Origin of the sequence: Psychromonas sp. MME1, assembly GCF_041080865.1 — a bacterium.
Taxonomy (GTDB): domain Bacteria; phylum Pseudomonadota; class Gammaproteobacteria; order Enterobacterales; family Psychromonadaceae; genus Psychromonas.
The window spans coordinates 2,100,801-2,115,022 of the sequence record NZ_CP160906.1 but is presented as its reverse complement, the minus strand read 5'-3'; the positions used below and the strand labels follow the sequence as shown (position 1 = coordinate 2,115,022).

14 protein-coding genes and 5 tRNA genes are annotated in these 14,222 nt (G+C 39.5%); 9 read left to right on the top strand and 10 right to left on the bottom strand.

Features of this window, described 5'->3' with window-relative positions:
• Positions 1-10 precede the first annotated feature (10 nt).
• From AB2N10_RS09735 to AB2N10_RS09725, 3 genes are read left to right on the top strand one after another with little or no spacing between them, the layout of a single operon-like run.
• Entirely contained in the window at positions 11-526 is a 516-nt protein-coding gene (locus AB2N10_RS09735) for a hypothetical protein (RefSeq protein ID WP_369433764.1), read from the top strand.
• The gene (locus tag AB2N10_RS09730; protein ID WP_369433763.1) at positions 520-1,272 is read left to right on the top strand and encodes a HAMP domain-containing protein; all 753 of its coding nucleotides are present in this window, start codon (positions 520-522) and stop codon (positions 1,270-1,272) included. The genes AB2N10_RS09735 and AB2N10_RS09730 overlap by 7 nt, the downstream gene beginning before the upstream one ends.
• A 17-nt stretch (positions 1,273-1,289) precedes the next feature.
• Positions 1,290-1,994 (top strand): methyl-accepting chemotaxis protein, encoded by a 705-nt coding sequence (locus tag AB2N10_RS09725; RefSeq protein WP_354623854.1) that lies wholly within the window; start codon positions 1,290-1,292, stop codon positions 1,992-1,994.
• A gap of 182 nt (positions 1,995-2,176) precedes the next feature.
• On the opposite strand, the gene AB2N10_RS09720 is transcribed toward AB2N10_RS09725, so the two are convergent.
• Positions 2,177-2,830, bottom strand: coding sequence for a hypothetical protein (locus AB2N10_RS09720; protein WP_354623855.1), 654 nt, complete (start codon positions 2,828-2,830; stop codon positions 2,177-2,179).
• A gap of 513 nt (positions 2,831-3,343) precedes the next feature.
• Here AB2N10_RS09720 and AB2N10_RS09715 point away from each other — a divergent pair.
• The 3 genes from AB2N10_RS09715 to AB2N10_RS09705 all read left to right on the top strand — a co-directional run bounded on the left by AB2N10_RS09715 (position 3,344) and on the right by AB2N10_RS09705 (position 6,367).
• Positions 3,344-3,607 (top strand): hypothetical protein, encoded by a 264-nt coding sequence (locus AB2N10_RS09715; protein ID WP_369433762.1) that lies wholly within the window; start codon positions 3,344-3,346, stop codon positions 3,605-3,607.
• 179 nt (positions 3,608-3,786) lie between these two features.
• Positions 3,787-5,712 carry a diguanylate cyclase gene (locus AB2N10_RS09710; protein ID WP_369433761.1) on the top strand — a complete coding sequence of 642 codons (1,926 nt, stop codon included), beginning with the start codon at positions 3,787-3,789 and terminating at the stop codon, positions 5,710-5,712.
• 160 nt (positions 5,713-5,872) lie between these two features.
• Complete coding sequence (locus tag AB2N10_RS09705) at positions 5,873-6,367, top strand: N-acetyltransferase family protein (protein WP_369433760.1); 495 nt, start codon at positions 5,873-5,875, stop codon at positions 6,365-6,367.
• An 83-nt stretch (positions 6,368-6,450) separates the two neighbouring features.
• On the opposite strand, the gene AB2N10_RS09700 is transcribed toward AB2N10_RS09705, so the two are convergent.
• From AB2N10_RS09700 to dnaQ, 7 genes are all read right to left on the bottom strand, one after another.
• Positions 6,451-6,527: transfer RNA gene (locus AB2N10_RS09700), tRNA-Asp, on the bottom strand.
• A gap of 78 nt (positions 6,528-6,605) precedes the next feature.
• Positions 6,606-6,682 (bottom strand) — tRNA-Asp (locus AB2N10_RS09695).
• Positions 6,683-6,758: 76 nt separating this feature from the next.
• A tRNA-Asp gene (locus AB2N10_RS09690) sits at positions 6,759-6,835 on the bottom strand.
• Positions 6,836-6,874: 39 nt separating this feature from the next.
• A tRNA-Asp gene (locus AB2N10_RS09685) sits at positions 6,875-6,951 on the bottom strand.
• A 56-nt stretch (positions 6,952-7,007) separates the two neighbouring features.
• Positions 7,008-7,084: transfer RNA gene (locus tag AB2N10_RS09680), tRNA-Asp, on the bottom strand.
• A gap of 198 nt (positions 7,085-7,282) precedes the next feature.
• On the bottom strand, positions 7,283-8,515 hold the full coding sequence (locus tag AB2N10_RS09675) for a hypothetical protein (protein ID WP_354623862.1): 1,233 nt from the start codon (positions 8,513-8,515) through the stop codon (positions 7,283-7,285).
• On the bottom strand, positions 8,503-9,222 hold the full coding sequence (dnaQ, locus tag AB2N10_RS09670; RefSeq protein ID WP_354623863.1) for a DNA polymerase III subunit epsilon: 720 nt from the start codon (positions 9,220-9,222) through the stop codon (positions 8,503-8,505). Before dnaQ ends, AB2N10_RS09675 begins: the two co-directional genes overlap by 13 nt.
• Positions 9,223-9,281: 59 nt before the next feature.
• Here dnaQ and rnhA point away from each other — a divergent pair, with 59 nt between their 5' ends.
• The gene (gene rnhA / locus AB2N10_RS09665) at positions 9,282-9,743 is read left to right on the top strand and encodes a ribonuclease HI (RefSeq protein ID WP_354623864.1); all 462 of its coding nucleotides are present in this window, start codon (positions 9,282-9,284) and stop codon (positions 9,741-9,743) included.
• On the opposite strand, the gene AB2N10_RS09660 is transcribed toward rnhA, so the two are convergent.
• The gene (locus AB2N10_RS09660) at positions 9,740-10,456 is read right to left on the bottom strand and encodes a class I SAM-dependent methyltransferase (RefSeq protein WP_354623865.1); all 717 of its coding nucleotides are present in this window, start codon (positions 10,454-10,456) and stop codon (positions 9,740-9,742) included. The genes rnhA and AB2N10_RS09660 overlap by 4 nt on opposite strands.
• A 39-nt stretch (positions 10,457-10,495) precedes the next feature.
• On the opposite strand from AB2N10_RS09660, the gene gloB reads away from it, so the two are divergent.
• Both gloB and AB2N10_RS09650 read left to right on the top strand, forming a co-directional pair.
• A complete protein-coding gene (gene gloB, locus AB2N10_RS09655; protein WP_354623866.1) occupies positions 10,496-11,266 on the top strand; it encodes a hydroxyacylglutathione hydrolase in 771 nt (256 codons plus the stop codon).
• A 43-nt stretch (positions 11,267-11,309) separates the two neighbouring features.
• Positions 11,310-12,995, top strand: coding sequence for a LysM peptidoglycan-binding domain-containing protein (locus tag AB2N10_RS09650; RefSeq protein ID WP_369433759.1), 1,686 nt, complete (start codon positions 11,310-11,312; stop codon positions 12,993-12,995).
• A gap of 211 nt (positions 12,996-13,206) precedes the next feature.
• Here the strand turns inward: AB2N10_RS09650 and hemB are convergent, their stop codons facing one another.
• Positions 13,207-14,217 (bottom strand): porphobilinogen synthase, encoded by a 1,011-nt coding sequence (gene hemB / locus AB2N10_RS09645; protein ID WP_354623868.1) that lies wholly within the window; start codon positions 14,215-14,217, stop codon positions 13,207-13,209.
• Positions 14,218-14,222 lie beyond the last annotated feature (5 nt).

Below are 14,222 nucleotides of genomic sequence, written 5' to 3'. Positions count from 1 at the left end.
AGGAAAACTAATGAAACATTCAGGTATAACTATTAGTCGTTTGTTGTCGATTATCTTTGTTGTTTTTATTATTACTATTTTGGCATTGGGCTATATGTTTACGGCTCAATTTAATAAGACTAAAGTCGCCATTATGGAAGTTACAGATACAACCTTCCCATTGTTACAGAATGTCAGTCGTATCGACCATTCTATCGGCCTGTTGGAAGGGATTGTTAATCGAGCGCTTTTATCTAATGATGATAATCATATTGAAAATAGTATTAAATTAATCGAAAACTTGAAGTTAGATAAAGTAGATGAAAAAACCAGTAAGATTTCTGATAGCGATCTTGAACTGTTGACTCAACAAGCGTTAGTCCTACTCAAAAATCATAAAAAAGAGTCCCTAGATTCTGTCACCTTTGCGAGTAAAAATTCTGCATTCCAACTAATGTGCCAACGTTTTGGTGTTTTAATTGCTCAAGAGTTTAAGTTTATCCAAAGGCTCAATCCGAACCATCAACCAATGAACAACTTTTGCTAGACGCTATCCTTGAAGAGGTAATGGCAATGCAAGTCGAATCAACACATACACTTAATCAAGTTGACCTTAATGAAATTGAAAAAACACTTAAAAATAATAAAGAAAGTGCTGAGTTTATCGCCAGTGATTTTGCGGAATATTTGGAATTAAAAGTATCGGATGGCATTCAAGGAAGCTCTGAACTGGCATCAAATCTTTCATGGATTCTCAATGAAGCAAGTGAGACATCGGGGGTATTGGCGTTTTACTTACAGTTACAAAAAATTAAAAAAACAAATATTACTCAGTTGTCACAATTCGAATTGTCGCTAGATACCATAAAAAAAGGCATTATGTTGGCCTCAGAAGAGAGCCAAACTGTCACCGCTTCTCAATTGGCTGATACCGTTAAAGGTATTAATCTTGTCCTCACGAGTAGTAAATTTATTTTGTTAGTCGTATTTTTGCTTTGTTTGGGTATTAGCTTCTGGTTACAAAGGGTAATAAAAAAACCTTTACAACAAATCGTCTCAACATTGCATCGCTTATCTCAAGGTGATTTAACGGTACGCTGCACTTATGATAAGGATAATGAGTTTGGGCTGATTGCTGAAAACCTTAATTTAGCGATAAATAATCAGCAGAAAGTGATTAAGGATATCTCGGCGAAAAGTGAAAAAATAGATAACATCTCTGAAGACAACTTAAATTTGGGAAACAAATTGTATGCGCGTTCCAAAACGCAAAAAGAAGTGCTTCTTCGATAGCTGAAGCCTTAATTGAAATGGATGCAAGTGTTAAAGATATTGCTAATAGAGCAGAGGATGCTTCAGAATCAGTGACAAACATTGATATTAACATTAAAGAATGTGTTGATGTGTCTGAATCAGCTTATAAGCTTAATATAAACCTATCTGATGAACTACAGCAAGCCAAACTGGTTATGCAAAAAGTATTGCAAGGTAGCCACTCTATTTATTCTATTCTCGATGTAATCACGAAGATCACGGAGCAAACTAATTTACTTGCCCTCAATGCAGCAATCGAAGCAGCGAGAGCAGGAGAGAGTGGACGAGGGTTTGCAGTTGTAGCTGATGAAGTGAGAAAGCTTGCTCATAGTACTAAAGACTCTACGGTTGCAGTTAAGAGTGTGATCGAAGAATTACAGAGAGATATCGCATTAGCTGGAAAACAAGTGCAGCTTTGTAATGACAATATGAGCGAAAATGTGCAAAGTTTTAATACAATTCAAAATCAGATCACTCGGGTCAATGAAAGCGTTTCGGTACTCGCACAATTAAATAATGGGATGAGTGTTTCAACAACACAGCAATCCAATGTGTGTAATAATTTAACGCAAGATATGGAAGCTATTTTGTCCGCAGCGGAGGCGACATTAACAGCTACATCTGACGTCAAAGAAATAAGTAATCGTCTTATATCGATTGCCAAAGAGCAGGCCATCGTTATTGAAGTTTTTAAGCATTAACTTGATATAGTTGCTCAGGCTTAATCTGTGCCCCTTGAACAGCCAATTAACGGATTGTTTGATTTTTCCTTACTCCGTTTAATACAGAAGGGGCGCTGACGTTAGTTCGCTTTGCTAATTTACAGTGTAAGTATTAGGCTTTAAAGTGATTACAAAAAAACTATCAATATTAACATTGTAAATTACCCACCGGATCGAATCAGTAATTCTAGATTTGCCGTTGGCATTGGTATTTCTTTCTTTGTTTTTTGCCAATCGACATCAGGAAACTTTTTTTTCATCATGTCGATATCTCTTTCAAAGAAATCATAAATATACCAAGTGCCACCGCTGAGTACTTCTTTTTCTACTCCAAACCATTCGAACATAAAGGTATTGGCGATTAGCCTAAATTCACCTAAATAAAATTTCTCTCCACCGCTAACTTGAAAGGGGACTGAGAAGTCACTCTCTGCAAAATATGTCGTTGAGGCACCAGAAGGCTCAAGTTCATATAGGTTAAAATTATATATTTCATACTTTCCTTCGGGAAGCAATAGGGCAAAACTGGAGCCTGTAACTCTGCTATCGTTGTTGGTCGGAAGATTGTGAAAATCCACAAAGTCACCAGTCAGGTCGGTATAAATTTTGTGGTTTTCCTCCGTCTCAATATTTCTTATATAAAGTCCGTAAGCGGTATAAGCAGGCTGCAATGGATTTCTTGTTATGGTACCAGTTATTAAGCCAGTTGAGCCGCTGATATCTGCATTTGCCAATGTAGTTGGCATAGGGGGCTTGCCTGCACAACCTACCAGAGTAAGCATTAACATGCAGAATATTGATTTCAAAATCAACATAATACTTCCTTGTATCTAATGTAAATAAAGCGTCAAAATATAGTTAACAAGTTTACTTTTCAATCGTTTAACGTAAAGATAAAACATAAATCACAAACAGTGATAACAATCCCTCTAATTGTATGATTTATTCCCCTTAATACATAAGGTGTGTAGATTGAAATTAGGTAAATAAAATATTACGCATATCACCACGCGGGCAGAAGACCGCGTGACAAAAGTATAAATGTCCTCGATCTCATTTTCGCTCAATTTAATCAGCAGCTTAGTGAAAATACATTATCATATAGAATATCAACAAATTGTGAAATGCTGTGTTTTATTTTAAATAATTAGGTTGAAAATGAAAAATTATACAGTGTCGCTATGCAGCTAAGGTGATTTCATGTTTTTTACTAAATTGACGATATATTTGGAAGTTTATGAAGGTAAGGTAAGGTAAAAGCGACTGAATTATACACGGGTCTCTCAGTTGAATCTGCTTGCAGTGGTTTAAGTCATCAGAGAACATTAATGGGGGATTTTTTTAGTGTCGAGAAATGTTTCAAAGAAGTCGTTAGTAAGTTATGCCCCAAAAAGTTTTTCTGCACTCCGCCCATTATCTATATTCATTTATTGGCTAAAAATGAAGGCGGATATACAAATGTTGAAGTTAAAGCATTTACTGAGGCTGGTTTGGGCGCAGGCGGAAGATCTGTGAAGCTCATTGACAGTAAAGCTGTAATTAATAAAGAATTGCTACTTAAAGAGCAATTTTGCGAATTAAAAGGTGCATAACAAACAACAGTTGGTGTCGCGCATCCGATACCTTATTTAGGTGTGGAACAGCATAATGGGTCGTTGCTGCTCTTTATCGTAAATAGTGATTATTGCAAGTTTGGCTATGCTTTTCGCTCTAACTCAGGTTAAAATTTTCTCGGATCACTTTTATTCCCGCATATAATGGACTAATAATCATGCAGAAATCAGTCACTATCCAATCATTGATTTATCGAAATTATCTGAAAAATTCACTTGTGCCGTTATTGCTGATTGAAGTCGTTATTATTGCCCTTTACTTTGCCATTAACTTTTACATGTCAGAAAAAACGCAGCAGGTGTTGCTTAAAGAGGTCTCCCATAACCTGCAAGAGGTAAGCTCACGAGAAGCTAATAATATTAGGAATCAACTACAAGCTATCTCTAATTATGCCCTATTGATACAGCGTGATCAGGAGTCCTTTTTTGCTGATTCCGAGGCATGTTTTTTTCCTTATAATGCTCCTGCATTTTCCACACATGCAAATGGAGCCTACTATAAACTTAAGGATAATGGTGGTAGCAGCGTCTATTATTCGAGTAGCAGTACCTTGGGGGAAGCGCAAAGTCGTAAAGCACACTGCAGTGAGATGTTAGATCCCATTTTGGTCTCCATTGTTGAGACCAGTCCTATCGTCACACAGGCTTATCTTAATACTTGGGATGGTATGAACCGCATCTATCCCTTTATTGAAGATTTACCTGCTCAATATGGGCCTGTCCTGCATATGCAGGAGTTTAACTTCTACTATCAAGCCGATAGTCTGCATAACCCAGAGCGAAAACCTGTCTGGACGGGAGCTTATCTTGATCCAGCAGGGCAGGGATGGATGGTCTCCAATATTGTACCTATTTATCGTGATGATTTTTTAGAGGGGGTGAGTGGGCTTGATCTGACTATTGAATCGTTTTTAGATAATATCCTAAATTTGGATATTCCGTGGAATGCGACCACTTTTATGGTCGATAAGAACGGTATGATTTTAGCGATGCAGGCAAAAATCAAGGAGCTGCTTAAGCTTAAGGGGTTAAATACTTATATTGAGGGGGAAAAGATCCTCACTACGTTGGAAAAACCAGATCAGTATAATATTTTAAGTAGTGAAAATGGGGCATTCCAACAGCAGATGCAGTTTATTTTTGACTCCCAGCTGAGTATCAGCAAAATAAATATCGATGGAATAACCTATATTGTTAGCCAAGAGGTGATTCAGGAAACGGGCTGGCGGTTGATCTCGTTGGTGGAAGAAGCATTGGTTCTGCAGCCGATAGTTAATATTAAGCAGCTAAGTAAAGAAGTGGGGTATTTAATTATTGCCGCTATGTTACTTTTTTATGCCATCTTTTTTCTATTTTTATTGCGTAAATCTCGTCAGCTGACATCCAGAATAGCGACGCCTATTGAGCAACTTTCAACAATGACCCGTGGATTGGGTAAAAATATCGGTTCACAAGAAATAGCGGAAGTAGGGATTGTCGAGATAGATCACCTAAGTAATAACTTCAATGAGATGGTTGATCAGCTTGAGACAAGAACGGATGCCTTGGTTGCTTTGCAACTCAGTGAAGAGGTTAGAGCGAAAGAAGCTGAGCTCCTAGCGCGATTGGCATTAACGGATAGCTTAACTAATTTGGGTAATCGCCGCAAACTTGATAAAACACTGACCGCTGAGAATGATCGCGCGATTAGGTTTAATCATGCCTATGGTGTGCTGCTTTTAGATATCGATTACTTTAAGCAGGTTAATGATCCTTATGGACATCAAGTTGGGGATCAAGTGCTGGTCGAATTGGCTAATCTTCTGAAAACATTGATAAGAAAAACCGATACTCTTGGACGCTGGGGTGGCGAGGAGTTTCTTATTATTTGTCCGGAAATAGATCAAAATGGGATACTAAAGCTTGCTGAAAATATCCGCGAGCAGATCGATTGCCATCAGTTTCCCGTTATTGGCCACATGACAAGTAGTTGTGGTATCAGTCTTTATCAAGTGGGAGATGAACCTGAAAGTATCATCTCCCGGGCAGATAAAGCTTTATACGGAGCGAAGTGTCAGGGCAGAAATTGTACTAAATTTTTGTAGCTACGACTGCTACCAATTCCATTCAATCGTGATAGCAGACTATTACGATTGAATGCAACGCTGCTACCTATTATACCAACAAGATAGATCCGATACTTATACGGATTGATATTATTAGGCGACAATTAACATAATGACCTGTTAACCCCAAGGAATTGAGATGAGTATTGAAATTAGGCAAATAGAACACAAAGATATCCGAGGTTTTTATGATGCTCTATGTAATGTGGCTAGCGAAGGGGTTTATCTCCTTACCACAACACCTCCTCCCTATGAAAAAATGGAGAACTTTGTTCTCAATAATATCGAAAATAATCATGCTCAGTATATTGCCATACACAACGAAAAAGTAATTGGGTGGGCTGATATTATTCCATTAGAGCGAAATACAATGACCCATGTTGGGCACCTTGGGATGGGGATTGTATCCGATTTTCGCGGCTTAGGGATCGGAACTGATCTGCTGAAAAAAACGATTGCCCACGCGTGGAGTCAAGAGTTAAAACGTCTAGAACTGGAAGTGTTTTCTGATAATGAAATTGCTATTAAATTATATGAAAAGTGTAGTTTTGAAATAGAGGGAGTGAAAAAAAGAGCTCGATTCTTTGAAAACAGGTATCAAGATATAATAATAATGGCGCAATACAGTATTTAGTCTGCGAATTAATAACTAACATTGTCGATAGAGGGATTTTTACTTGAATATTTAAAGCTAGATGTTGAATAATAAAAGAATATTGGCGGAGTGGACGGGACTTGAACCCGCGACCCCCGGCGTGACAGGCCGGTATTCTAACCAACTGAACTACCACTCCGCGAAAATCTTTTTATTCTATAACTCACATTATAGTCTGACTGTTATACACATCGTTCTTTTCATCCAAGGATGAAGTTGGCGGAGTGGACGGGACTTGAACCCGCGACCCCCGGCGTGACAGGCCGGTATTCTAACCAACTGAACTACCACTCCACGAGTGTGTTACAGCTTTCTTCATTTATCTGTTGGCTACAGATAAATAGTACATCTACTTGATACATAATACTGTTGGCGGAGTGGACGGGACTTGAACCCGCGACCCCCGGCGTGACAGGCCGGTATTCTAACCAACTGAACTACCACTCCACGAGTGTATTACAGTCAAGCTTTGATAATTATCGATGTTGGCGGAGTGGACGGGACTTGAACCCGCGACCCCCGGCGTGACAGGCCGGTATTCTAACCAACTGAACTACCACTCCACGTGATAATCATCAGTTCAACATTTTGCTAACTTTCACCATCATCTTAAGATGATTGGCGGAGTGGACGGGACTTGAACCCGCGACCCCCGGCGTGACAGGCCGGTATTCTAACCAACTGAACTACCACTCCAGTTAGCATCGGCAGTGTTTAAGACCACCTCTGTTGAGGCGCAGATAATACGGAGTTGCCTTTGCTGAGTCAATAAGGAAAAACAAAAAAAAACTATTATTTACAGCTTAAGTGAATCAACCGCTTATTTTGTATTCAAATTTAGTTCGTTTTATCTATTGTGCTAATTTTTGCGTCGTTTTTTTAAGCAGTGCATTGCTATTTATCATTTAAATTAACGGGGGCAAATAAATCATTATCAATATTCAACTGTATTGATGCTTGCTTTTTTTTGATTATCCGGCGTATCACAAAGAATATTAACAACATGACAATGAGTAATATGCTGACGATTATTCCAGTAATAACCCAAACGTTACTCCATATGGAGGTTTCTTCAGGAATGATTAACTCGGTTTCTTCTATAACAACAGTTGGCGAGAGGGAGGGCTCGACGATCATCGGGAAGAGCTCAAAGGCTGCATCGGCTAATTGTAATTCAATTTCTCTACCTGCCACTGTCGTTGCAAATACTTCTGTTTTGAGGAGTAAACGGTCGTATTCCATCTCTTGGCTTGTATAGTGTAATTTATTCTCACTCATATCATTTTTATCTGCAATAACCTGTGCAACAACTTCGTTTTTCATATTTGTAATGATGCCGTTGATAATGACCGATTGCGCATCTATCTCCGTTGTATCAATCTCATATTCGAGGGAGATGGTTTTGTCGCCGGCATAGGGGAGATTAACTTTTTGTATGATAGGCTGTGGAAAAACTACTGCATCATAGTTATTGTTACGAATAAATACATCATTTTTCGTTTTAATATTTAATAGATAACGATCCGGCACTAAGTCAATAAATACGCGCGCGGTTAATTCGCCATCGAAAGGGAGGGCATCGTACCCTTTACCGTCATCTTGGTATAATGTCAGTTGCTTAATCGCATTACCGACCAGTGAAATAGATAGTTTTGCGCCATCGAGATAATGCTCATCTCTCATCACTTTCCCCTCATGGTAGAGAGAGGCGTAGGTGGTTATATATTCTCGGCTATATAATTTTAACGGTAATTTTGACGTTTTTAATTCAACTTTACTGAGTATTTTAATGCGATTATCGCCATCTAATTTAGCAATTGCTTGCCAAGGGCCGGGCATGGGATTATCAATGGTAATAATATCGGTTGTTTTAGTGCTTACCCAAGCAACAGATTCAGGGCTACGGCGTTGATAGAGCTTGCTGCCATCGGGACGAACTAAGACAACGCGTTGCGGGCCGTGTGAATGGTTAAGTATAAAAGTGACTTGTTCGGCATTGGGGTCAATTCTAAAGCGGTTATCTAATAGGGGAATATCATTGGGGGCATAAACGCTGTGCGCCAATGAAAAGCATGATGTGAATAATAGTAGTAAACTAAAAATGCCCTTTGTCATTATTTTCGCCACAAGCAACTCCCTGATTTATCAATGATATCTAAACGTTTTTGATGCGCTTCATTTTCTTCATCCGTGGCACAAATAATGGTTAATGGTGATTGAACTTGCCGTGGTCGACGTGTTGTATCACTATCATTAACACTGGAAGTTGAAAGATTTAGCTTGGTTTGCCCACCCGTCATTAGTAGGTAGACATCTGCTAATATTTCCGCATCTAATAATGCACCATGTAATACACGATGTTTATTGTCTATGCCGTAACGGTCACATAATGCATCAAGATTATTTCGTTTCCCTGGAAATAATTTTTTTGCCATCACTAAAGTATCGGTCACGGTTGACATTTCTTCAGTGGTTTGTGTCTTTTTATTTAAAAAACGGAACTCTTGATCCATAAAACTGACATCAAAGGGGGCGTTATGAATAACTAAATCAGCACCTTTAATAAAATCGATAAAATCATCTGCAATCTCAGTAAAGGTGGGTTTGTCTTGTAAGAATTCATCTGTGATACCATGTACGGTGATCGCTTCGGGATCGACGGCTTGTCCTGGATTGATGTAAACATGAAAATGACGCCCAGTTAATCGTCTATTAATAAGTTCAACGCAACCGATCTCGATAATTCGGTGACCTCGGTAAATCATTCCATCCTTATTCATCCCAGTGGTTTCTGTATCTAACACGACTTGGCGAATGAGTTTACTTGTGTTCATGTTGATCTCTATTTATAGTTGCTAAAGAATTGAGTTTAACAAATTTTGCGATGGTCATAATGAAAAAAATCCAACTTTATACAGATGGTTCATGTTTAGGAAATCCAGGACCGGGTGGTTATGGTGCTATTTTAATTTACAAGCAACACCGTCGTGAACTCGCCGAGGGTTTTTTACGCACAACCAATAATCGTATGGAGATGCTAGCTTGTATAAAAGGGTTAGAATCCTTAACAGAGCAATGTGTTGTTGATATTACAACAGATAGCCAATATGTGCGCCAAGGTATCACGCAATGGATCCACAATTGGAAAAAAAGAGGCTGGAAAACCGCTGCTAAAGCACCGGTTAAAAATGTTGATTTATGGAAGGCGCTTGATGCTGCACAGGAAAAACATCAAATTACTTGGCATTGGGTCAAGGGGCATTCAGGACACCCAGAAAACGAACGCTGTGATGAGTTAGCAAGGCAGGCTGCAGAGGATAACCCAAGCCAAGAAGATGTCGGATATGATGGCTAACGCTGTCGTGTGACGGCGGCTTGTTCGGCGATGATTGTTTTTTTAAATTCAAAATGTGATTTAATTGGGGTCATTGGGATGCTCTGTTTTTTGGCAATGATAAAATAGACACTACATAAATAGGGTAAAAATTGCTGGCCTATTTTTTCAATATATGCGGAGAGTTGGCCATCTTCACCATTAGCAATAAAATCAAAGTGTTGTTTTTGTTTGATTTCAAAGCCTAACAAATGTAGCCAGTCAATGACCCTGTTTGGGAAAAAGAGTCGTGCTCTTTGGGATTTTTTTTCGGTCACTAAGGTGCGTAATCCAAATAGGCTAATTGGGTTATAACCACTTATTATGAGTGTGCCATCTAAGGCTAACACGCGATCGATTTCACGCAGTAATTGGTGGGGATCGCTGGAGAAATCAAGTTCATGGGCAAGCACACAGAGGTCGATACTACAGTCTTGAAAAGGTAGTTGATGTAAATCTGCTATTAGGGTAACCGCGTTACCGTTTGCCGCACAGCTAATTTGATGGGGAATTGGTGAGCGGCTAGTATTAAGTTGGCAACTTAATTGTCCTAATTTTAAAAGGTGAGAGCCGAAGCATTTAGGCAGATGGTTATCAATATGCAGCTGAGTTTGATAAAGTAGTTTATTGCCGTTAGGTAACTGTTGCCAATCATCAATCGAGGTTAATATGCGTGTTGTTTTCGCTCTCTTCATAGCTTGTTCACCGAAAATTACATAGTTTAGGAATCTGTCATGATCAATATTCTCACCATTCAGGCGTTTAATGATAACTATATTTGGCTTATTAAAGATAGTCAAAGTCCGCATTGTATTGTTGTAGACCCTGGTGATGCACAGCCTGTTTTAGAGATTTTAGCCGCGCAGCAGTTAATCGTGGATGCTATTTTAATCACACATCATCATCATGATCATATTGGTGGCGTTAAACAAATAGTCGCAACGAGTGATAGTGAGGTTTTACTCTATAGTAAAGCGGCGTTATTCGACCAATCGATATTAGTTTCACAGGGCAGTTCATTAACCTTCTTTGAGGGGCGTTTAACACTTTCGGTGATGGAGGTGCCTGGTCATACGCTTGATCATGTTGCCTATTATAATGAGTCCCTATTATTTTGTGGCGATACACTCTTTTCGGGGGGATGTGGACGGGTTTTTGAAGGGACACATGAGCAGATGTTAGATTCCCTAATGCGTTTGCTTGAGCTAAATGATGAGACGAAAGTTTATTGCGCCCACGAATATACACAGAGTAACCTTATTTTTGCATTACAAGTAGAGCCAAAAAATAAAGAATTACTTAATTATATCCAACAGGTGAGTAAATTACGCCAACAAGGCGTGCCAACAATACCTACCACTATCGCCCGTGAAAAAGCCATTAATCCTTTTTTGCGTTGTCAAGAACCTTCACTTATCAATGGCTTGCAAAACTGCTTGCATATGGAACTAAATGATCCCCTTGCGACTTTTAGGGCATTGCGTCAATACAAGGATCGCTATTAAAGAAAAATGGCTAAAAATTTAACGGAAAGGATCGCCTGTGATAATGAATTGTTCTCTCTTTTACGGTAAGCTACGCCCCTTCATTTTTGCAAACGGTCCTTTTATGAAATTTTATTGTCTTTTTTTTGCGGTGTTATTTTTAAGCGCTTGCCAAACAACCCAAAATAGCAATATTGCTAGTGAAAGTAATACGTCCACTCTTTCCGATAGAAATGAAGAGCTTGCAGAAAAACAGATGCAAGATATTGAGTTTGAAGAAGGGCTAAGCCATTTAACAGAAAATGTACAAGTGTTAAATGAGGAAGAAAATAACGCCGCAAATTATAAAAATATTTGGCGTAAACTGGCTAATGGTTTTCAGTTTGAAGTGCCTGATAATAGCCGTATTGCAGAACAGCGAGATTATTATTTAAAACACCCTAACTACTTAAAGCAGGTATCAAAACGGGCAGAGCCATTTTTGTATCTGATTGTCGAACAAATCGAAGCGAATAACCTCCCCCTTGATTTAGCATTATTACCCGTGGTTGAAAGCACCTTTGACCCCTTCGCCTATTCACCCAGTCGTGCATCAGGTTTATGGCAATTTATGCCCATTACCGGTGAACGATTTGGACTACAACAAGATTGGTGGTACGACGGGCGTCGTGATGTTTATGCCTCTACCGATGCTGCTCTAAGTTATATGGAGTTCCTGTATAACTTTTTAGATAATGATTGGCTACATGCGCTTGCTGCTTATAATTCTGGTGAAGGTCGTGTTCGTAACGCCGTGCGCAGCAATCAAAGAAAAAATAAAGCGACAGATTATTGGCAACTCTCTTTACCACGCGAAACCGAAAATTATGTCCCGAAATTATTAGCCCTCGTCGATATTTTGCGTAATCACGAAAAATATGGTGTGGAATTGCCTTTTATTGCTAATCAACAGGTACTGAGTTATGTCGATACTGGGTCGCAGCTTGATTTAGCCTATGCAGCAGAGCTCGCTGAGTTATCGGTTGCAGAAATTCAACTGCTAAACCCCGCTTTTAACCACTGGGCGACCTCTCCTGACGGACCTCATAAATTATTGATACCTACCGTTATCGAAGAGCAGTTTAATGAACAGTTAAGTGCCATTGATAAAAGCAAGCGTATTCAATGGCAGCGCTATAAAGTGCGCAAAGGCGATAGTTTAAGTGTTATTGCTAAGAACCATGCGACCACCCAACGGGTATTAAAACAGATAAATAATCTCGATAGTTCTTTTATTAAAATTGGCCAAGCACTACTCATCCCTGTTTCCAGTGCCCAGGAAGGAGATTATATTTATACACAGGCGCAACGTTTTGCCCGGGAAAAAAATAAAAGTCGGCAGGGTAAACGCAAGGTTGAGCATACTGTCGTAGAGGGGGATACCCTTTGGGATATCAGCCGCCGCTATAATGTAACAACGAAAGAGATTGCCCAATGGAATAAGATAAGTAGCACGAAAACGTTACGTTTGGGTAAACAGCTGACTATTTGGCAAACCGCAGTCGCTGCAACTAAAAGTAAAAAAACCAATAAAACTACCCGCTCTATTACCTATAAGGTGCGCTCGGGGGACTCATTACACGCCATTGCCATGAAGTTTAATGTCAGCACTTCGGATTTAGTGCGCTGGAATCAGTTGGCCAATAAAAAATATATTCATCCAGGACAAAGTTTGAAAGTCTATGTCGATGTACTTAAATCAAGTACCTAATACCAATTCCGATAAATAGCTGATCTATTTTACTGGTTAAAACAACTTACTGCTGCGTTGTATTTTTCGCAAAGGGAATAACCATTTACGTCAAATTACGCCTTGAATTAAGCTGTTTTTCCTGCGCAAAATCTAGATCACATACTTACCGGAATTGGTATAATAATAAGTCAGCGGCGATACCATAAATTTGCCGCTGACTTATCTATTCTTACTTATTATCTTCCTTTAGCCAGATAGCAACCTGCTTGGCAAAATAGGTCAAAATGCCATCTGCGCCCGCTCGTTTAAAGCAGAGTAGTGATTCCAAAACCGTCTCTTTTTCCTTTAGCCAACCATTAGCAATAGCGGCTTTATGCATTGCATATTCACCACTGACTTGATAGGCAAAGGTCGGTACTTTTAGCTCTGTTTTGACACGGCGGACAATATCGAGATAGGGCATGCCGGGTTTAACCATCACCATATCGGCACCTTCTTGAATATCAAGAGCAACCTCATGAATAGCTTCATCACTGTTAGCTGGATCCATTTGATAGGTAGATTTATTAGCGCCCTTTAAATTGCCTGCGCTACCGACTGCGTCGCGAAATGGGCCGTAATAATTGGATGCATACTTGGCACTATAGGCCATGATTTGTGTATTGATGTAACCTGCGTTTTCAAGTGCCTCACGGATTGCACCAATCCGTCCATCCATCATATCTGAAGGTGCGACAATATCGGCACCCGCTTGTGCATGGGAAAGGGCTTGTTTGACCAGTATTTCGGTGGTGATATCATTGAGCACATAACCATCGCCATTAATGATGCCATCTTGTCCGTGAGTGGTAAAGGGATCAAGGGCGACATCGGTTATGACACCGAGTTCGGGACAGGCTTCTTTAATAGAGATAACTGCTCGTTGTGCTAGGCCCGCGCTATTATAGGCCTCTTCTGCCATTTCACTTTTAAGATCTTCTGGCACAACAGGGAATAGGGCGATGGCAGGAATACCTAATTCAACGAGTTGTTTTGCTTCTGTGACTAATTGATCTAATGATAAACGTTCAATACCGGGCATGGAGGCAATTGCTTCACGGCGATTTTCGCCTTCAATAACAAACATCGGATAGATAAGATCATTAACGCTAAGTTGATTTTCTGCCACCAAACGTCGTGAAAAGTCATGTTTACGTAAACGACGTAAACGACGAGCGGGGAATTGTTGAGAAAGTGTCATTGCGA

Bases quoted from the DNA above. Each gene is read 5' to 3' on its own strand.
- AB2N10_RS09720 (WP_354623855.1), bottom strand. From the start codon at position 2,830: ATGTTGATTTTGAAATCAATATTCTGCATGTTAATGCTTACTCTGGTA.
- AB2N10_RS09650 (WP_369433759.1), top strand. From the start codon at position 11,310: ATGAATTGTTCTCTCTTTTACGGTAAGCTACGCCCCTTCATTTTTGCA.
- dnaQ (WP_354623863.1), bottom strand. From the start codon at position 9,222: ATGAACACAAGTAAACTCATTCGCCAAGTCGTGTTAGATACAGAAACC.
- rnhA (WP_354623864.1), top strand. From the start codon at position 9,282: ATGAAAAAAATCCAACTTTATACAGATGGTTCATGTTTAGGAAATCCA.
- AB2N10_RS09660 (WP_354623865.1), bottom strand. From the start codon at position 10,456: ATGAAGAGAGCGAAAACAACACGCATATTAACCTCGATTGATGATTGG.
- AB2N10_RS09725 (WP_354623854.1), top strand. From the start codon at position 1,290: ATGGATGCAAGTGTTAAAGATATTGCTAATAGAGCAGAGGATGCTTCA.
- AB2N10_RS09705 (WP_369433760.1), top strand. From the start codon at position 5,873: ATGAGTATTGAAATTAGGCAAATAGAACACAAAGATATCCGAGGTTTT.
- AB2N10_RS09735 (WP_369433764.1), top strand. From the start codon at position 11: ATGAAACATTCAGGTATAACTATTAGTCGTTTGTTGTCGATTATCTTT.
- hemB (WP_354623868.1), bottom strand. From the start codon at position 14,217: ATGACACTTTCTCAACAATTCCCCGCTCGTCGTTTACGTCGTTTACGT.
- gloB (WP_354623866.1), top strand. From the start codon at position 10,496: ATGATCAATATTCTCACCATTCAGGCGTTTAATGATAACTATATTTGG.
- AB2N10_RS09710 (WP_369433761.1), top strand. From the start codon at position 3,787: ATGCAGAAATCAGTCACTATCCAATCATTGATTTATCGAAATTATCTG.
- AB2N10_RS09715 (WP_369433762.1), top strand. From the start codon at position 3,344: ATGGGGGATTTTTTTAGTGTCGAGAAATGTTTCAAAGAAGTCGTTAGT.